Source organism: Brachybacterium sp. AOP24-D1-21, assembly GCF_052378665.1.
Classification (GTDB): domain Bacteria; phylum Actinomycetota; class Actinomycetes; order Actinomycetales; family Dermabacteraceae; genus Brachybacterium.
Map to the genome: position 1 here is coordinate 1,578,507 of NZ_JBQSXX010000001.1, position 14,355 is coordinate 1,592,861.

13 protein-coding genes and 1 pseudogene are annotated in these 14,355 nt (G+C 71.2%); 5 read left to right on the forward strand and 9 right to left on the reverse strand.

What is annotated here, in order from left to right; all coding sequences use genetic code 11:
* Positions 1-132: 132 nt before the first annotated feature.
* The 3 genes from ACT3UF_RS07090 to ACT3UF_RS07100 form a co-directional block, all read right to left on the reverse strand.
* Positions 133-1,149: an ABC transporter substrate-binding protein gene (locus ACT3UF_RS07090; RefSeq protein ID WP_442332375.1), complete on the reverse strand. Its 1,017-nt coding sequence runs from the start codon at positions 1,147-1,149 to the stop codon at positions 133-135.
* A gap of 289 nt (positions 1,150-1,438) precedes the next feature.
* Positions 1,439-2,989, reverse strand: coding sequence for a sugar ABC transporter ATP-binding protein (locus ACT3UF_RS07095; RefSeq protein WP_444601280.1), 1,551 nt, complete (start codon positions 2,987-2,989; stop codon positions 1,439-1,441).
* Positions 2,990-3,099: 110 nt separating this feature from the next.
* Positions 3,100-4,122, reverse strand: a complete 1,023-nt coding sequence (locus ACT3UF_RS07100) for a LacI family DNA-binding transcriptional regulator (RefSeq protein WP_441444221.1) — start codon at positions 4,120-4,122, stop codon at positions 3,100-3,102.
* Between the two features lie 384 nt (positions 4,123-4,506).
* Here ACT3UF_RS07100 and ACT3UF_RS07105 point away from each other — a divergent pair, with 384 nt between their 5' ends.
* Positions 4,507-5,517, forward strand: a complete 1,011-nt coding sequence (locus tag ACT3UF_RS07105; protein WP_441444281.1) for an aldo/keto reductase — start codon at positions 4,507-4,509, stop codon at positions 5,515-5,517.
* 10 nt (positions 5,518-5,527) lie between these two features.
* On the opposite strand, the gene ACT3UF_RS07110 is transcribed toward ACT3UF_RS07105, so the two are convergent.
* Positions 5,528-6,457, reverse strand: coding sequence for a LysR family transcriptional regulator (locus tag ACT3UF_RS07110; RefSeq protein ID WP_444601279.1), 930 nt, complete (start codon positions 6,455-6,457; stop codon positions 5,528-5,530).
* A gap of 69 nt (positions 6,458-6,526) precedes the next feature.
* Between ACT3UF_RS07110 and ACT3UF_RS07115 the strand changes: the two genes are divergently transcribed.
* Positions 6,527-8,044 (forward strand): MFS transporter, encoded by a 1,518-nt coding sequence (locus ACT3UF_RS07115; RefSeq protein ID WP_444601278.1) that lies wholly within the window; start codon positions 6,527-6,529, stop codon positions 8,042-8,044.
* On the opposite strand, the gene ACT3UF_RS07120 is transcribed toward ACT3UF_RS07115, so the two are convergent.
* On the reverse strand, positions 8,026-8,451 hold the full coding sequence (locus ACT3UF_RS07120) for an FCD domain-containing protein (RefSeq protein WP_444608206.1): 426 nt from the start codon (positions 8,449-8,451) through the stop codon (positions 8,026-8,028). The two genes, ACT3UF_RS07115 and ACT3UF_RS07120, sit on opposite strands and share 19 nt — an antisense overlap.
* Before the next feature lie 12 nt (positions 8,452-8,463).
* Here ACT3UF_RS07120 and ACT3UF_RS07125 point away from each other — a divergent pair.
* Positions 8,464-8,742 (forward strand): annotated as a pseudogene (locus tag ACT3UF_RS07125) (alcohol dehydrogenase); the annotation flags it as partial.
* A 137-nt stretch (positions 8,743-8,879) separates the two neighbouring features.
* Here the strand turns inward: ACT3UF_RS07125 and ACT3UF_RS07130 are convergent.
* Complete coding sequence (locus ACT3UF_RS07130; protein WP_444601276.1) at positions 8,880-9,554, reverse strand: histidine phosphatase family protein; 675 nt, start codon at positions 9,552-9,554, stop codon at positions 8,880-8,882.
* 173 nt (positions 9,555-9,727) lie between these two features.
* Positions 9,728-10,336, reverse strand: a complete 609-nt coding sequence (locus ACT3UF_RS07135) for a hypothetical protein (protein WP_444592294.1) — start codon at positions 10,334-10,336, stop codon at positions 9,728-9,730.
* Between the two features lie 56 nt (positions 10,337-10,392).
* Here ACT3UF_RS07135 and ACT3UF_RS07140 point away from each other — a divergent pair, with 56 nt between their 5' ends.
* Both ACT3UF_RS07140 and ACT3UF_RS07145 read left to right on the forward strand, forming a co-directional pair.
* The gene (locus tag ACT3UF_RS07140; RefSeq protein WP_444601275.1) at positions 10,393-11,391 is read left to right on the forward strand and encodes a dihydroxyacetone kinase subunit DhaK; all 999 of its coding nucleotides are present in this window, start codon (positions 10,393-10,395) and stop codon (positions 11,389-11,391) included.
* Between the two features lie 11 nt (positions 11,392-11,402).
* On the forward strand, positions 11,403-12,095 hold the full coding sequence (locus ACT3UF_RS07145) for a DAK2 domain-containing protein (protein WP_444592296.1): 693 nt from the start codon (positions 11,403-11,405) through the stop codon (positions 12,093-12,095).
* 169 nt (positions 12,096-12,264) lie between these two features.
* Here the strand turns inward: ACT3UF_RS07145 and ACT3UF_RS07150 are convergent, their stop codons facing one another.
* Together ACT3UF_RS07150 and ACT3UF_RS07155 are read right to left on the reverse strand one after the other, a co-directional pair.
* On the reverse strand, positions 12,265-13,278 hold the full coding sequence (locus tag ACT3UF_RS07150; protein ID WP_444592297.1) for a Gfo/Idh/MocA family protein: 1,014 nt from the start codon (positions 13,276-13,278) through the stop codon (positions 12,265-12,267).
* Positions 13,279-13,345: 67 nt separating this feature from the next.
* A complete protein-coding gene (locus ACT3UF_RS07155) occupies positions 13,346-14,305 on the reverse strand; it encodes a Gfo/Idh/MocA family protein (protein ID WP_444592298.1) in 960 nt (319 codons plus the stop codon).
* Positions 14,306-14,355: the final 50 nt, after the last annotated feature.

The following is a 14,355-nucleotide window of genomic DNA, read 5'->3' on the forward strand; positions in this document are numbered from 1 at the left end:
TTGCGGTGGGGTTCTGCGCGGCGCTCTGGGGTGCTGCGGGCTGGTCAGACGGCCTGGTCAGGCGCAGTCAGGTGCGGTGCGGGAGGCCCCGTCCTTCGACCCTGAGGGTCGAAGGACGGGGCCGCCTGCTGCTCAGAACTTGCGGTCCGGGAGTGCTTCCTCGGCGGCCTCGGACGAGTCGAAGGTGGTCGACTCGACCTGGATGTAGGACTCGACCTCGCCGCCGTCCAGCACGGTGTTGACCGCCTCCAGCGCCTGGTCGCCGAACAGCGGGTTGTACTCCGCCACGAAGCTCAAGGTGCCGGCGGCGAGCGCCTCGAGCGCTGCCTTGGTGCCGTCGATGGTCGCGATCTTGACGTCCTCGCCCGGGACCAGTCCGGCCTCCTCGACCGCCTGCGCGGCGCCGAGGCCCATCTCGTCGTTCTGTGCGAAGACCAGCTGGACGTCGTTGCTGTTGGACTTCAGCACCGTCTCGAAGACGCTCTTGGCCTCCTCGGTGGACCAGTTCGCCGTCTGCGCACCGAGGTTCGTGAAGGAGGACTCGCCCTCCATCACCGCGTTCCAGCCCTCATTGCGCTCGTTGACCACGGAGACGCCGGCCGGGCCCTCGAGCACGAAGTACTTCGCGCCGTCCGGGAAGGTCTCCAGCGCCCACTCGGCGACCGAGGTGGACACGGCGATGTTGTCCGGTGCCAGGCGGGTGACGTACAGGGAGGCGTCGTCGGGCTCGATGCCGCGGTCGATCAGCAGCACCGGGATCTCCGCTTCCTGCGCGCGGCTGAGGGACTCCTCCCAGCCGGAGCCCTCGGTGGCGGACAGCAGGATCACGTCCACCCCCTCATCCACGAAGGAGGTGAAGGCGTCGATCTGGGACTTCTGGTCGAGGTTGGTGGCGGGGGCGTACTTCAGCTCGAAGCCCGCCTCCTGGGTGAACGTGTCCTGGACGTTCTCCTCGTTGGCCTGGCGCCAGGCGCCCTCGGGGCCCACGGCGACGAAGCCGATCGTGATCAGCTCACCGGAGTCGCCGCCGGAGCCGCCCCCGGAGCCGCCGCCGGCGCTGCCGGAGTCATCAGAGGAGCAGGCGGCCAGGACGGTGCCGACGAGGCCGGCGGCACCGAGGCCGAGAAGGGTACGACGAGTGGTAGTCATGATCTCCTCCTTGAGATCGAGGGCGCCGTGGGCGCCTGCCCGGTATCGAGACCGGGCGCGGGGGCGGGGGCGAGAGGGGGACGGCGGACTGCCGCGCCATGTTCCACAAATGTTACCGGGAACATGGCGGAGTGCAAGGTAGGTCACATCACGAAACGGACACGGCCGCGGGACGGACGAAACGGACACGGTCGCGGGGCGGGGGAGCGACGCCGCGAACAGCTGCGGGACGTGCGGAGCGGCCGTGTGGACGGCCGGCGGTCGGGCGGAGCGGCAGCGCGGGCACGGCTCAGCCGGGCGCGACCTCGCCGATCGGCGGAAGGTCGTCGTCCTCCTCGGCGGGGGCCGCGATCATCTCCACGATCGTGTCCACGCTCAGCCCCGGGCCGTTGCTGACCTCGCCGATCTTCACCCGGTCCTTCATCACCACGATCCGGTCGCTGAGCCGGATCAGCTCATCGAGGTCCGAGGAGATGATGACGACCCCCACGTGGCTCGCGGCCAGGCGCGCGATCAGGGACTGGATCTCCACCCGGGAACGGATGTCGATCCCCTTGGTGGGCTCGTCCAGCACCACGATCCGGGGCCGGGTGGCCAGCCAGCGGGCCAGCAGCACCTTCTGCTGGTTCCCGCCGGAGAGCAGCTCGACCGGGGTGGCTGGATCGGCCGGAGTGATCCCGAGCTCGTCGATATAGGCTGCCACCAGCTCATCCCGTTCGGCGCGGGACATCGGCCGCGCCCAGCCGCGCATCGACTGCAGCGCGAGCGTGATGTTCTCGCGGATGCTCAGCCCCGCGATCACCCCCTCGCCGAGCCGGTCCTCGCTGGCCATCGCGATGTGGTGGCGCAGCGCCGCGGCGGGGGAGGCGAAGGAGACCTCGGCCCCGTCCACCTCCGCGCGGCCGGAGTCCGGTCGCTCACCCCCGGCCAGCAGCCGCGCGAGCTCCGTACGCCCGGAGCCGCGCAGCCCCGCGATCCCCACCACCTCGCCCCGGTGGAGGTCCAGATCCGTGGGGGACAGGACGTCCTGCTGGCCCAGGCCCCGCACGCTGTAGAACGGCCGGCCCTCGGGATGTGTGCGATGCTCCTGGCGCAGCGAGCCGATCCGTCGCAGCTCCTGCAGATCCCGCCCGATCATCAGTGCGATCAGCTCCGCCCGCTCGACCTGATGGGCGGGGAACTGTGCGATCCGGGTGCCCGCGCGCAGGACCGTCAGCTGGTCGCTGAGGGCGAGGACCTGTTCGAGGAAGTGGGAGGCGAACACCATCGCGACCCCCTGGTCCCGCAGCCGGCGCAGCACGCTGAACAGCTGCTGGACCTCCGCCGAGTCCAGGCTCGAGGTCGGCTCGTCCAGCAGCAGCACCCGGGGCCCGGTCGCCATGGCGCGCGCTATCGATACCAGCAGCCGCAGCGCGGGGGACAGCGACCGCAGCGGCTGGCGGGTGTCCAGCTCTGCCAGGCCCAGCTCGCTGAGCATCTGATGGGCGCGGTCATGCAGCTCTGCCCAGCGGATGCCGAGGCGGCCGTAGGGCTCATGGCCGAGCATCACGTTCTCGCCGATGCTGAGGTGCTGGGACAGCGGCACGTCCTGCAGCACTGCGGCGATGCCGGCGGCCTGGGCGTCGGCCGCTGAGGAGAAGCGCACCTCCTGGCCCTCGAGGCGGATGCTGCCCGAGCTGGGATGGACCACCCCGGCCAGCACGTTGATCAGGGTCGACTTCCCGGCGCCGTTCTCGCCCATCAGTGCATGGATCTCGCCGGGGCGGAGCACAAGATCCACCCCGTGGAGCGTGCGCACCGGGCCGAAGTCCACGGTGATGCCCCGCATCTCGACCGCCACAGCAGCATCCGCCGCCCGTCCCGCTGTCGGTCTTGCTGACCGCCCCGCTGCCGTTTTCGCTGCCCGTTCGGCTACCGGTTTCGCCGCCCGCTCCGACGCCCGTTCCGTGCTCACGGCGTCTCCCGTGCCTTCGCGGTGGACAGGCGCACGATCAGCTCGGGCGGGATCTTCGTGCGCTGCGGGAGGGGGCGGCCCTCGATCGCAGCCAGCAGCACGTCCACCACCGCGGCACCGAGCATCTCGAAGGGCTGGCGCACCGTGGTCAGGGGCGGGATGGAATGCCGCGAGAAGGGAGCGTCGTCGAAGCCGACGATGCTGAGCTCCCCCGGGACGCTGATCCCACGGTCGTGCAGACCGTGCACGATCCCGAGTGCCACCTGGTCGTTCGCCGCGAAGATCGCCGTGTAGTCCGGGCGGCGCTGCAGGCCGACGGCGAAGTCGTAGCCGAAATCTGCGGACCAGTCCCCGGCCACGATGGGCCGCTCCGGCATCCCCCAGGAGCGGGTGCGTGCCCGGAAGGCCCGCTCCCGGGCGCGGGCGTCGAGCCAGTCCATCGGGCCGGAGACGTGCAGGATGTCGCGGTGGCCCAGCGCCGCGAGGTGATCCACCGCCATCGTGACCCCCAGCTGCTGGTCCACGCACACCCGCAGCAGCTCCTCCTCGCGTTCGGGCTTGACCACCAGCACCGGGATCTCCGCGGCCAGCGCGCGCAGGGCGGCGAGCGAGGAGGAGCGCGGGGTGACCAGGCACAGCGCATCGATGCCGAGACCGGTCAGCTGCCGCAATGCCTGGGCGGCGTCGGCCGAATCATCCTCGTCCAGCGCGATCGAGCTCACCGAATAGCCGCGCTGCCGAGCCGCGCGATGGATCGCCCGCAGGGCGCTCGCCGGGCCGAACTCCGCCTCCGTCTCCACGATCGCGCCGATCCGCAGCGTCTTCTGGGTGGCCAGGGCCCGGGCGGCGATGTTGGGGCGGTACCCCAGCTCCTCCACAGCGGCGAGCACCTTCTCGCGGGTGCTCTCCTTGATGCTCGTGTGGCCGTTGAGCACCCGGGAGACCGTCATGTGGGAGACCCCGGCGTTCTCCGCGACCTGGCGGATGCTGGGGCGTTCGGAGGCGGATCGTGTGGTCACCGGGCCTCCGTCTCTTTCATGGAATCGCTGTCGTGGTGCGTGCTGCGTGCTGCGTGCTGCGTGCTGCGTGGTGCGTAACGCGTCGTGCGGAGCGCGCGTCGATTGTGCGGGAATCGTTCCCCGGGAGCGGCGCTCGCGGACCGGGAGATGTCGGCTCGCACCGAGATCGGGCGGACCCGCACGGTTCATCATGCCGGATCGGCCCCGTCCTGCCACGTTCATGCCTGGGAGGCGAAGGATCCGGGGGAGCCGAAACGCTGAGCGTTGGCGCTCGGAGCCGCCTTCGGTGAACCATATTCCCGCAGAAGCTCCATGGCCTGGGACACTGCTTGTCGAGTGCCGCCCCCGGCGGCTTGCCGAACATATGCGAGGTCGACGATGTCCATGCAGTACCGCACCCCCGCCCGTCTGGGCCGCCCGCTCTCCGTGATCGGTCAGGGCTGCTGGCAGATCGGCGCCGACTGGGGAGACGTCACCGACGACTCCGCCCAGGCCGTGCTCGGCGCCGCGCTCGATGCGGGCGTGACCTTCTTCGACACCGCCGACGTCTACGGCGACGGCCGCAGCGAGCAGCTGGTGGGCGCGATGCGCGCCGCCGCCGTCGACGGGGGAGCGGAGGCTCCGTTCGTCGCCACCAAGGCCTCCCGCCGCGCCGACCCCTTCGCCCCGGAGACCTTCACCGAGGAGAACCTGCGCGCCTGGGTCGAGCGCTCGCGGCAGAACCTCGCCATGGACACCCTGGACCTGGTGCAGCTGCACTGCCCGCCGCCGGCGATCTACCGCGAGGACCGCGTGTTCGACGTGCTCGACGCGCTTGCGGCGGAGAAGAAGATCGCCGCCTGGGGCGTGAGCGTGGAGACCTGTGAGGAGGCGCTGATCAGCCTCGAGCGCGAGCACCTCGCCTCGATCCAGATCATCCTGAACCCCTTCCGCCTGAAGCCCCTGGACGAGGTGGTCCCGCTCGCGGGCCAGAAGGGCGTGGCGATCATCGCCCGCGTCCCCCTCGCCTCCGGCCTGCTGACCGGCAAGTTCTCGCCCAGCAGCAGCTTCGCCGCGAACGACCACCGCAGCTTCAACCGCCACGGCGAAGCCTTCGATCAGGGCGAGACCTTCTCCGGCGTGGACTACGAGACCGGCCTCACCACCGTGGCCCGCCTCGAGCAGGCCCTCGACGGCGCGATGCCGCTCGCCGAGGCCAGCCTGCGCTGGATCCTCGCGCAGCCTGGCGTCACCGCCGCGATCCCCGGCGCCAGCAGCGGCGAGCAGGCCCGCCGCAACGCCGCCGCCGGCAGCGCCCCCACCGCCGAGCAGGCCGAGGTGCTCGGCCGCTTCGACGCCGCCGTGCGCGAGACCTACGACCAGCTGCTGCGCGAGAGCATCCACCCGCGCTGGTGAGCACGGCGGGTCATGCCGTCGTCGCGGTCCCCGGCGCTCGTCGGTGGCCGCGGGTCGCGATGTGCAGCACGTCCACGAAGTCCTCGACGATCGGTGAGGGATCGGGCCCGGTCACCACACCGATGGTGCGCCGGGCCTCGGGGTGGGCGATCGGGAGCTCGACGACATCCGCGGCGTGCGTGACGGCGCTCGGCGGCAGGACGGTCACACCCACCCCTGCGGCGGCGAGGCCCTGGGCGACCCGGTAGTCGTCGACCTCGAAGACGCTCTCGGGCAGGCCGCCGACGTCGGCGAGCAGGCGGACGATCGAATCGTGCAGCCCATACCCGGCGCTGAGGATCACCAGCTCGTGGGCGCGGAGGTCCTCGGGCAGGAGCGGGCGATGGAGCCTCGCGATCGGATGCTGGGTGGAGGCCAGAGCCACCAACGGCTCATCGAAGAGCACCGCCACCTGGCCACCGGGGACGTTCTCCGGCTCCGCGACCAGGGCGAGATCCGCGGAGCCGTCCCGCACCGCATCGAGGGTCCCGCGCCGCGACCCATGGCTCAGCTGGAACCGGGTGGTGCGCCGGAAGGTGCGGAAGTGCGCGATCGCGCGGGGAAGGTAGCTCTCGCCCAACGCCGCCTGATAGCTGATACTGATCAGGGCGTTCTCCGTCCCTGCCTGGCGGCGCGCGGCGATGAGTCCGTTCTCGAGCAGTGCGAGCGCCTCGGTGCCTGCCTCCGCGAGATGGCGCCCGGCGTCGGTGAGGACGACGGACCGCCCTTGTCGCGCGGTCAGCCGCACGCCGGCGTGCTGTGCCAACCGGGCCACGGCCCGGCTGGCAGAGGGCTGCTGCATCCCCAGCACGAGAGCGGCCTCGGAGATCGTTCCGGTGCGAGCGAGCTCGACCAGGACGGGGAGGTCGGGCAGGAGACGACGCGCATCCGACTGATTCATACTCGCAGTGTATGTGACGTCGGCGAATCAGTATTAGTCATGCGCCCGGGGTTTGCATACCATGGCGAGATGTCTTCCTCGCCCGCGCCGAGCCCCGCATCCGGCGCTACCGCCACGCAGGGCACGGCGCGAGGCGCCGCGCAGGGCGCCTCGCAGGTCGGTGGAGCCCCGCTTCCCTCCGCATCGGTGGCGCCGCGCGGCTCGGCACGGCCCGAGGTCTCCACTCGTCGGCTCGCCCTGGTGCTGCTGCTCGCGGGCTTCGCCAGCTTCGCAGAGCTCTACGCCGTCCAGGGGCTGCTCCCCAGCCTCTCCGCCGACTACGGCATCAGCGCCGCAGACTCGGCCTGGGTCGTCTCTGCCGGCACGATCGGCGTGGCGATCGGCGTGTTCCCCTGGGCCTGGGCGGCGGGACGCATCGGCCGGCTTAAGGCGTTGCGCCTGGCCACCATCGTGGGTGTGCTGCTCATGCTCGTGGCCACCCTCGCGCCGACGCTCGAGGTGATGCTGATCGGCCGCCTCCTCGCGGGAGTCTTCCTGGGCGGCGTGCCAGTGCTCGCAGTGCCCTATGTGTACGACCTGCTCAGCGGCCGCCGCGCCGCCGTGGCCCTGGCCACCTACATCTCCGGCACCACCATCGGCGGCGCCGGCGGCCGGCTCCTGGCCGGGCCGCTCGGGGAATGGCTGGGCTGGGAGAGCGCGCTGATGGTGATCAGCGGCCTGAGCCTGCTGTGCGCGATCCTGTTCGCCCTGCTCGCCCCGGTGCCCGCCGCCGGCTCGGCCCTGGTCCCCGCTGCCAGGCCATCCGCGGCCAGCTCATCGGCGCGCACCAGCAGTCCCGCTGCACGCGCCAGCCAGTGGTCCCGGATCCGGGCCGCGCTCGCCCAGCCGCACCTGCGCCGGCTGAACCTGCAGGGGCTCCTGATCACCGGTGTCATGGTGAGCTTCTACAGCCTCATCGGGTTCCGGCTCGCCGCCGAGCCGTTCCACCTCTCGCCCACCTGGACCGCGTTCGTGTTCCTCGCCTACTTCGCGGGAACGGTCAGCTCCCGCCTGGCCGGCACGTGGCTGCCCCGGTTCGGCTTCGTGCGCACCGACCTGGTGGCCCTCGCCCTGACCGCCCTGGGCCTCGCCCTCACCCTGGTCCCGCACCTGGCGGCGGTCGTCGCCGGGGTCGTGATCTTCACCGCCGGATTCTTCATGGCGCACTCCGCGGCGGTCACGACCGTGGGCGCGACCAGCTCGCCCCAGGCGCGCAGCCAGGCCAGCGCGCTGTACACGCTGTTCTTCTACCTGGGCAGCGGCGTGGTCGGCGGCCTGGTCGCCATCGCCTACGACCTCTCCGGCTGGGCGGTGCTGATCGGCGTGATGCTGCTGATCATCCTGCTGGCCGGGATCAGCGCGCTGACCACCAAGGTGCCTCGCCCGGAATTCCTCCGCGCGGAAATGGAGGGCGTGCGGGCCGACGGAGACCAGGGAGCTCTTGCGCTGGCGGCCTCCGCACAGACAGCGTCAGCGCATGCAGCCTCAGCGCAGGCTGGCCACACCCCGCAGAACCACTCCGCGGAGCGTCAGCCCGTCTCCTCCTGAAGCTGGGCCTCGAGCGCCGCACGCAGATGCTCGGCCAGCAGCTCGCCCGAATGCAGGATGTGCGAGCGCACCGCCGCGCGGGCGGCCTCCGCGTCACGGGCCTGGAGCGCCTCGATGATCGCATCGTGCTCGGAACGGGTGGCCTCCGGCCAGCCCTCGATCCCGTCATAGAAGCCGCGGGGCACGTACTTCGAGCACAGGCCGACGATCCGGTCCAGCAGCGGCGCATCCACCACCAGGTTCAGCGAACGGTGGAAGGAGTTGTTGAGCGACTCGAGCGTGGTCAGATCATCGCGCAGGGACGCGGCCATCATCTCGTAGTGCAGGCTGCTCAGCGCTCTGACATGCTCATCGGTGATGATCGCGACCGCGCGGGAGGCGAGCTCCCCGGAGACGTCCGCGTGCACCAGGAAGGCGTCGGCGGGACCACGGTCACCATCGGGCTGCCCTCACCCGATGCCCGCTCGACGATCGCCCCGCTGGGGCTCACCGCCGAGGCTCGCACCATCGTCGGCTCCTACCTCGGCTCGGCGGTCCCCTCCCGCGACATCCCCGTCTACCTCGACCTCTGGCGACAGGGGAAGCTGCCCATCGAGGAGCTGATCTCGGACCGCATCAAGCTCGCCGACATCAACGAGTCCCTCGACAAGCTCGCCGACGGCAAGGCAGTGCGCCAGGTGATCATCTTCGAGGACTGATCCACGCAGCTGGCACCTGGCAGCTGACTCCCGAGCGCTGCTCCTCGGGGTCGTGCGCCCGGGGTGCAGCTCGCTCCGGAGCCTGGCCGTGCTCGCTGCGCGAGGGCCGGGCTCCTGACTGCGGGCGGGAGCGAGTGTCAGACGGCCGCCTCGGCGTGCTGGTCTGCGGTGACGTCATGCTCGGTCTCGCCCAGCAGATGGGTGCCGCCGATCGGGGTGCTCACCCAGTCGTTCAGCACCCAGCCCTCCTCGGGGTGACCGGTGAGGGTGACCATGCCGGTGTTGTACAGCGGGCGGTCGTGGCGGGTGGAGGCGCCCAGCTGCCCGGCCAGCGAGGCGAACACCCGGATCGCCGCGCCATGGCTGACCACCGCGACGGTCGCATCCTCGGCGTAGAGCCCGGCGATATGGCGCAGTGCGCGGGTGTAGCGGTCCAGGAAGGCGTGTCCCGTCTCCCCGCCGGGGAGGGAGCCGTCGAGCTCGCCCCCGCTCCATCGCGCCTGATTGTCCTGGTACGCCTCGACGGCCTGCTCGTCACGCCGCATCTCGAAGTCGCCCGCGACGATCTCCTCGAGCCCCTCGGTGAGTCGCGGACTCATGCCCAGCGCGGCGGCGAGCGGCGCGGCCGTCTCATGGGTGCGCAGCAGACGGGAGACGTGCAGACCCTGGATCGTCTCGTGTTGCAGGGCATGGGGCACGGCCTGCGCCTGTGCACGGCCCAGGGTGGTCAGCCCGGGCCCGGGATAGCCCGCATCGAGGATCCCCTCGACGTTGCTCGGAGTCTGGCCATGACGGATCAGGAGAAGTCGCATGTCTCGCACCGTACGCGATCACCCGACGGGTTCCATGGACGCCAGGTGAACAACCGGTGCGCAGGTCACAGCTGTGGGAGCGATCCCACGCGAGGATCGGGCCGCGGGCCCATCGGCCCGGCCGGATGCGTCAGGCCGTCGGCCCGTCCGGTGGCGTCAGCCGCGCCAGCCCGTCAGCCCCTCCGGCGTCCGACCAGCACCCGCGCGATCGCGAGCCCGGCCACTCGTGTCACCAGCACGCCGATCCCGAGGCCGGCCGCGACCAGCGTGGGAACTACCCACTCCGGCGTGGCCTGTTCCGGCGGACCGCCCGGCTCGCCCGGTGCCGGAACGGGCTGATCGGTGAGGTCGGCCGGCGCGCCCAGCAGTTCGGTGAGGCGCTCCGGGCTATCGGGGCCGCCGTCCGACGGCAGGGCGCACCAGGTGCTGCTGTACGAGCCGTCCTCCCCGGAAGCCCAGACCAGCAGGCTCGTGCCCGCCTCGATCCTGCCCAGTCCGCAGGAGGCGACCCACTCATGGGTGGTGAACTCGATGGTGCGGGACTCCTCGCCCTTCCACACCGTGTCGACCACCGCGAAGTAGGTGACCTCGCCCTCGACGTCCTCGATCTCGCTCTCGATCGTGATGTCCGCGATCAGATCGGCATTCGCAGCGGCTTCCTCGAAGGTCAGCTCCATGCAGTCGCAGGCATACGCCGAGGGTGCGCCCACCAGGACCAGCATCAGCAGGCCGGCGAGCATCACGAGCAGCCGCGAGCTGCGACGAGTTGCGGTGGTGTGCATCACGCCAGGATAGTGTCGAGCTGTCGCCGGCACCTGCTTTGTGGAAGGAGCGCACCATGCGCCGCAGCATCGTCAACGTTCCCGAGGACCTGGTCCCCGAGGCCCTCGAAGGTCTCGTGCTCAGCCACCCCCTCCTGCTGGACCTGGATGCACACCATCACTTCGTCACCCGTCGCCAGCGCGCCACCGACAAGGTGGGCCTGGTCTCCGGCGGCGGCTCCGGCCACGAGCCGCTGCACGCCGGCTTCGTGGGCACCGGGATGCTCGACGTCGCGGTCGCCGGCGCCGTCTTCGCCAGCCCCACCGCACTGCAGGTCCTCGCGGCCACCAAGGCGGCCGACGCAGGCCGCGGCGTGGTCCAGATCGTCAAGAACTACACCGGCGACGTCCTGAACTTCCGCATCGCCGGCGAGATCAGCGGCGATGACGCCGTGGAGACCGAGATCGTGCTGGTGGACGACGACCTCGCCACCGACACCGGGGAGGACGACGGCCCCGGTCGCCGCGGCACCGCCGCCACCGTGATCGTCGAGAAGCTGTGCGGCGCCGCCGCCGAGGCCGGGGCGAGCCTCGCGGAGGTCGCCGAGATCGGTCGCCGCGCCGCCTCCCGCGCCCGCACCATGAGCCTCGCCCTCTCCGCCGGCACCCATCCCGGGGACGCCGAGCCGCAGTTCACCCTCGACGATGACGAGGTCGAACTCGGCGTGGGCATCCACGGCGAACGCGGCCGTGGCCGGGTCCCCTTCCGTGACGCCGACGGACTGGTCGAGCTGCTGGTCCAGCCGCTGCGCGAGGAGCTGGACCTCCACCGCGGCGAGGAGGTGCTCGCGATCGTCAACGGCCTCGGCGGCACCTACCCGCTCGAGCTGCAGCTCGCAGCCCGCTCGCTGCACCACCAGCTGGCCGATGCGGGGGTGTCGATCGAACGTTCCCTGGTCGGCTCCTACGTGACCAGCCTGGGCATGCACGGCATCTCGATCACTCTGATGCCGTTGGACGACGAGCAGAGCCGACTGTGGGATGCTCCCGTGCGCACCCCCGCCCTGACCTGGTAAGGAACTACCCCATGAACGATCAGACCCCCCACAGGACCCTCCCCGCGAGCTTCGGGCGCGCCTTCGTCCTCACCCTGCGCGAGGCCCTCGTGGGCTCCGCGGACGAGCTCGGCGACCTCGACCGCCGCGCCGGCGACGGCGACTTCGGCACCAACGTCCGCACGGCGATGAAGCACCTCGACCGGAACCTCGAGGCCGACGAACCCAGCAGCTACCGCGAGTGGCTGACGGCGCTGTACATGGCGTGGCTCGGGGTGGGCGGCACCAGCGGGCCCCTCTTCGGCATGTTCTTCCGCGACCTCGCCAAGGCAGGGGAGGAGGGAGGCGGCGCCGTGCCCACCATCGCCGAGTTCGCCGACGCGCTCGCCGCCGGCCAGGCCACCGTGCAGCGCTACGGCGAGGCGAAGGTGGGCGACAAGACGATGATCGACTCACTCGACCCGGCCGTCACCGCCCTGCGCGCGGCCCTCGAGGCCGATGCGGAGACGTCCGCCGTCGAGGCCCTGTTCGCGGCGGAGGATGCCGCGGTCGCCGGGGCCACCGCCACGGCGCAGACCATCGCGCGTCGCGGCCGTGCCAGCTACGTCGGCGAAGCCTCCCAGGGCGTCATCGACCCCGGCTCCGCAGCCATGGCCCTGGTGATCAGCTCCGCCCGCGCCGGGGCCGACGGTTCCGGCGTCGCCAACATCGGCTGGATCGCCTGAGGGGAACCTGAGCCGCTCCCGTGACCAGCGGGCCACGAGGACGTGAAGCGCCAGCGTCATCACCACTGGGTGAAGTTGTCGGCTCCGAATCACAGATAGCGCGCTGAGGACCGACGGTCGATGAAGCACCAGCCCTCAGCGCGCAGAACCGGCGAGCTGTGGCGCAGCCTCAGAGGCTGATGACGTCGGCCATCTTCCCGGTGCGGGAGGACTCGTACGCCGCGAGGATCACGCCGAGCACGCTGACCCCCTCGACCTCGGTGTTGATCGGGCGCTCGCCGGTGAGCAGGCAGTCCACGAAGTGCGCGATCTCAGCGGCGAAGGTCTCCACCTCCTCGTGCTCGAAGACCTGCTCCTCCTCACCGCGCACCTGCACCCGCAGGGTCGAGCCGTCGGAGCTGAGCGAGCCCTTCTCGCCCACCACCGAGAAGCGGTCCGTGCCCGGCGCCGCCTGATACGCCCAGGAGGTGACCATCTGGCCCACGGCCCCGTTCTCGAAGCGCACCAGCACCTGCGCCGAGTCCTCACCCTCCATGAACTTCAGGCGGTGGGTGGACAGCATCGCGAAGGCGCTGGTGGGCACTGCGCCCGCGAGGTGCAGCATCAGGTAGGTGGGGTGGTAGCCGGTGTCGATCAGCTCGCCGCCGCCGGAGGTCGCAGCGTTCGCGCGCCAGCCCATCGAGTCGGGATCGAAGTCGTTGTAGAACGAGTCGGTGGTGCGCACCTCGTACACCTCGCCCAGCGTGCCGGCGTCGAGGATCTCCTTGGCCTTCGCGACGGCCGGCATGAACAGCTGGTTGTGCGCGCACATCAGCGTCACGCCCGCCTTCTGCACCGCGTCGCTGACCTCTTTCGCCTCCTCGGGGGTGAGGCACAGCGGCTTCTCGCACAGGATGTGCTTGCCCGCCGCGGCGGCCGCGAGGATCGCCGGGGTGTGGAGGTGGTGGGGCAGGCAGATGTCGATCGCGTCGACGTTCTCGTCCTTCACCAGCTCCAGGAAGTCGGTGTAGCCCTTCGCGCCGGTCTCAGCCTCGCGCCGGGCGAGCGCCTCGGGGTCGACGTCGGCGATGGCGGTGACCTTCGCACGGTCGGAGACGGTCGCGTAGGCGTTCAGGTGAGCGGTGGCGATGCCGCCGCCGCCCAGGATTCCGATGCGGACGGGGGAGGGGACAGTCGTGCTCATGGGAAGCTCCTCAGAAGTCGTGGGGGTCGTGCTGGACGTGCTTGGTTCGGGCGCGTGCAGGTGTGCCTCAGGCGGCCGCGGCGTTCGCGGCGACCACGAGGGCGGTGAGGGCCTGAGCCCGCTCGAGGTTCTCGACGGTGTCCTCACCGGTGCGGATCGCCTCGACCCACTGCGCGAAGGGGTTCTCGGCGTCCTCCGGGAGGTCGAGGGGGACGGGGCCCTCGCCGGTGTCGACGGTGGTGCCGCCGTCGGCCCCGAGCCCGTGCTGGAACGAGCCCTTCGTGCCCTGCACCTCGATCGAGAAGGGGCTCGTGGGGGTCACGAACCCGGTCTCGATCACTCCGATCGCGCCGTCGGAGCCGGTCACGGTGACCACGGCGTTGTCCTCCACGCCGCGGCCGGTCATGTCGGTGTAGACCGCCGAGCGCACCTGCGCGTCGGTGCCCAGGACCAGCTGGGTCAGGTAGACGGGGTGGGCGGCGAGGTCGCTGAACGCCCCGCCGATCGCGGTGGCCGGATCGTAGAAGCGTGCTGGCAGCCAGTCGCCGATGGACCCGTTGTGGGCCAGCCGCACCCGCGAATAGGTCAGGCGCCCGAGCCGCCCCTCCTCGAGCACGCGGCGCAGCGCGAGCGCGTAGCCGTGGGCGAGGCGGGGCAGGGAGACGGTCAGCCGCACCCCCGCTTCACGTGCCGCGGCGATCAGTTCCTCGCCCTCGGCGACGGTGGGGGCCAGCAGCTTCTCGGTGAACACGTGCTTGCCGGCCGCGATCGCACGCCCGATCACGTCGCGGTGCGCGCGGGTGGCGGTGGTGACGGTGACGCCGTCCAGATCCTCCCGGGCCAGCAGCCTCTCGAGGTCCGGGGCGAACTCGACCCCGAGCGTCTCGGCCAGGGCGCGGCCGCGCTCGGCGTCCTCATCCCAGACGGCGATCAGCTCGGTGCCGGGTTGCTGCTGCGCCTCCCGGGCGTACTCCTCGGCATGGACGTGCCAGGCTGAGAGGGCGGCGATACGTAGTGGTGCGGACATTCTTCCTCACGTTCTTTCGGGCGGGATGCGGCATGCCCGCAGGACTTACC

What these genes read in the sequence shown, in the direction of transcription:
- ACT3UF_RS07140 (WP_444601275.1), top strand. Translation starts at nt 10,393, where the DNA reads ATGCGCCGCAGCATCGTCAACGTTCCCGAGGACCTGGTCCCCGAGGCC.
- ACT3UF_RS07090 (WP_442332375.1), bottom strand. Translation starts at nt 1,149, where the DNA reads ATGACTACCACTCGTCGTACCCTTCTCGGCCTCGGTGCCGCCGGCCTC.
- ACT3UF_RS07155 (WP_444592298.1), bottom strand. Translation starts at nt 14,305, where the DNA reads ATGTCCGCACCACTACGTATCGCCGCCCTCTCAGCCTGGCACGTCCAT.
- ACT3UF_RS07150 (WP_444592297.1), bottom strand. Translation starts at nt 13,278, where the DNA reads ATGAGCACGACTGTCCCCTCCCCCGTCCGCATCGGAATCCTGGGCGGC.
- ACT3UF_RS07110 (WP_444601279.1), bottom strand. Translation starts at nt 6,457, where the DNA reads ATGAATCAGTCGGATGCGCGTCGTCTCCTGCCCGACCTCCCCGTCCTG.
- ACT3UF_RS07105 (WP_441444281.1), top strand. Translation starts at nt 4,507, where the DNA reads ATGCAGTACCGCACCCCCGCCCGTCTGGGCCGCCCGCTCTCCGTGATC.
- ACT3UF_RS07130 (WP_444601276.1), bottom strand. Translation starts at nt 9,554, where the DNA reads ATGCGACTTCTCCTGATCCGTCATGGCCAGACTCCGAGCAACGTCGAG.
- ACT3UF_RS07135 (WP_444592294.1), bottom strand. Translation starts at nt 10,336, where the DNA reads ATGCACACCACCGCAACTCGTCGCAGCTCGCGGCTGCTCGTGATGCTC.
- ACT3UF_RS07145 (WP_444592296.1), top strand. Translation starts at nt 11,403, where the DNA reads ATGAACGATCAGACCCCCCACAGGACCCTCCCCGCGAGCTTCGGGCGC.
- ACT3UF_RS07115 (WP_444601278.1), top strand. Translation starts at nt 6,527, where the DNA reads ATGTCTTCCTCGCCCGCGCCGAGCCCCGCATCCGGCGCTACCGCCACG.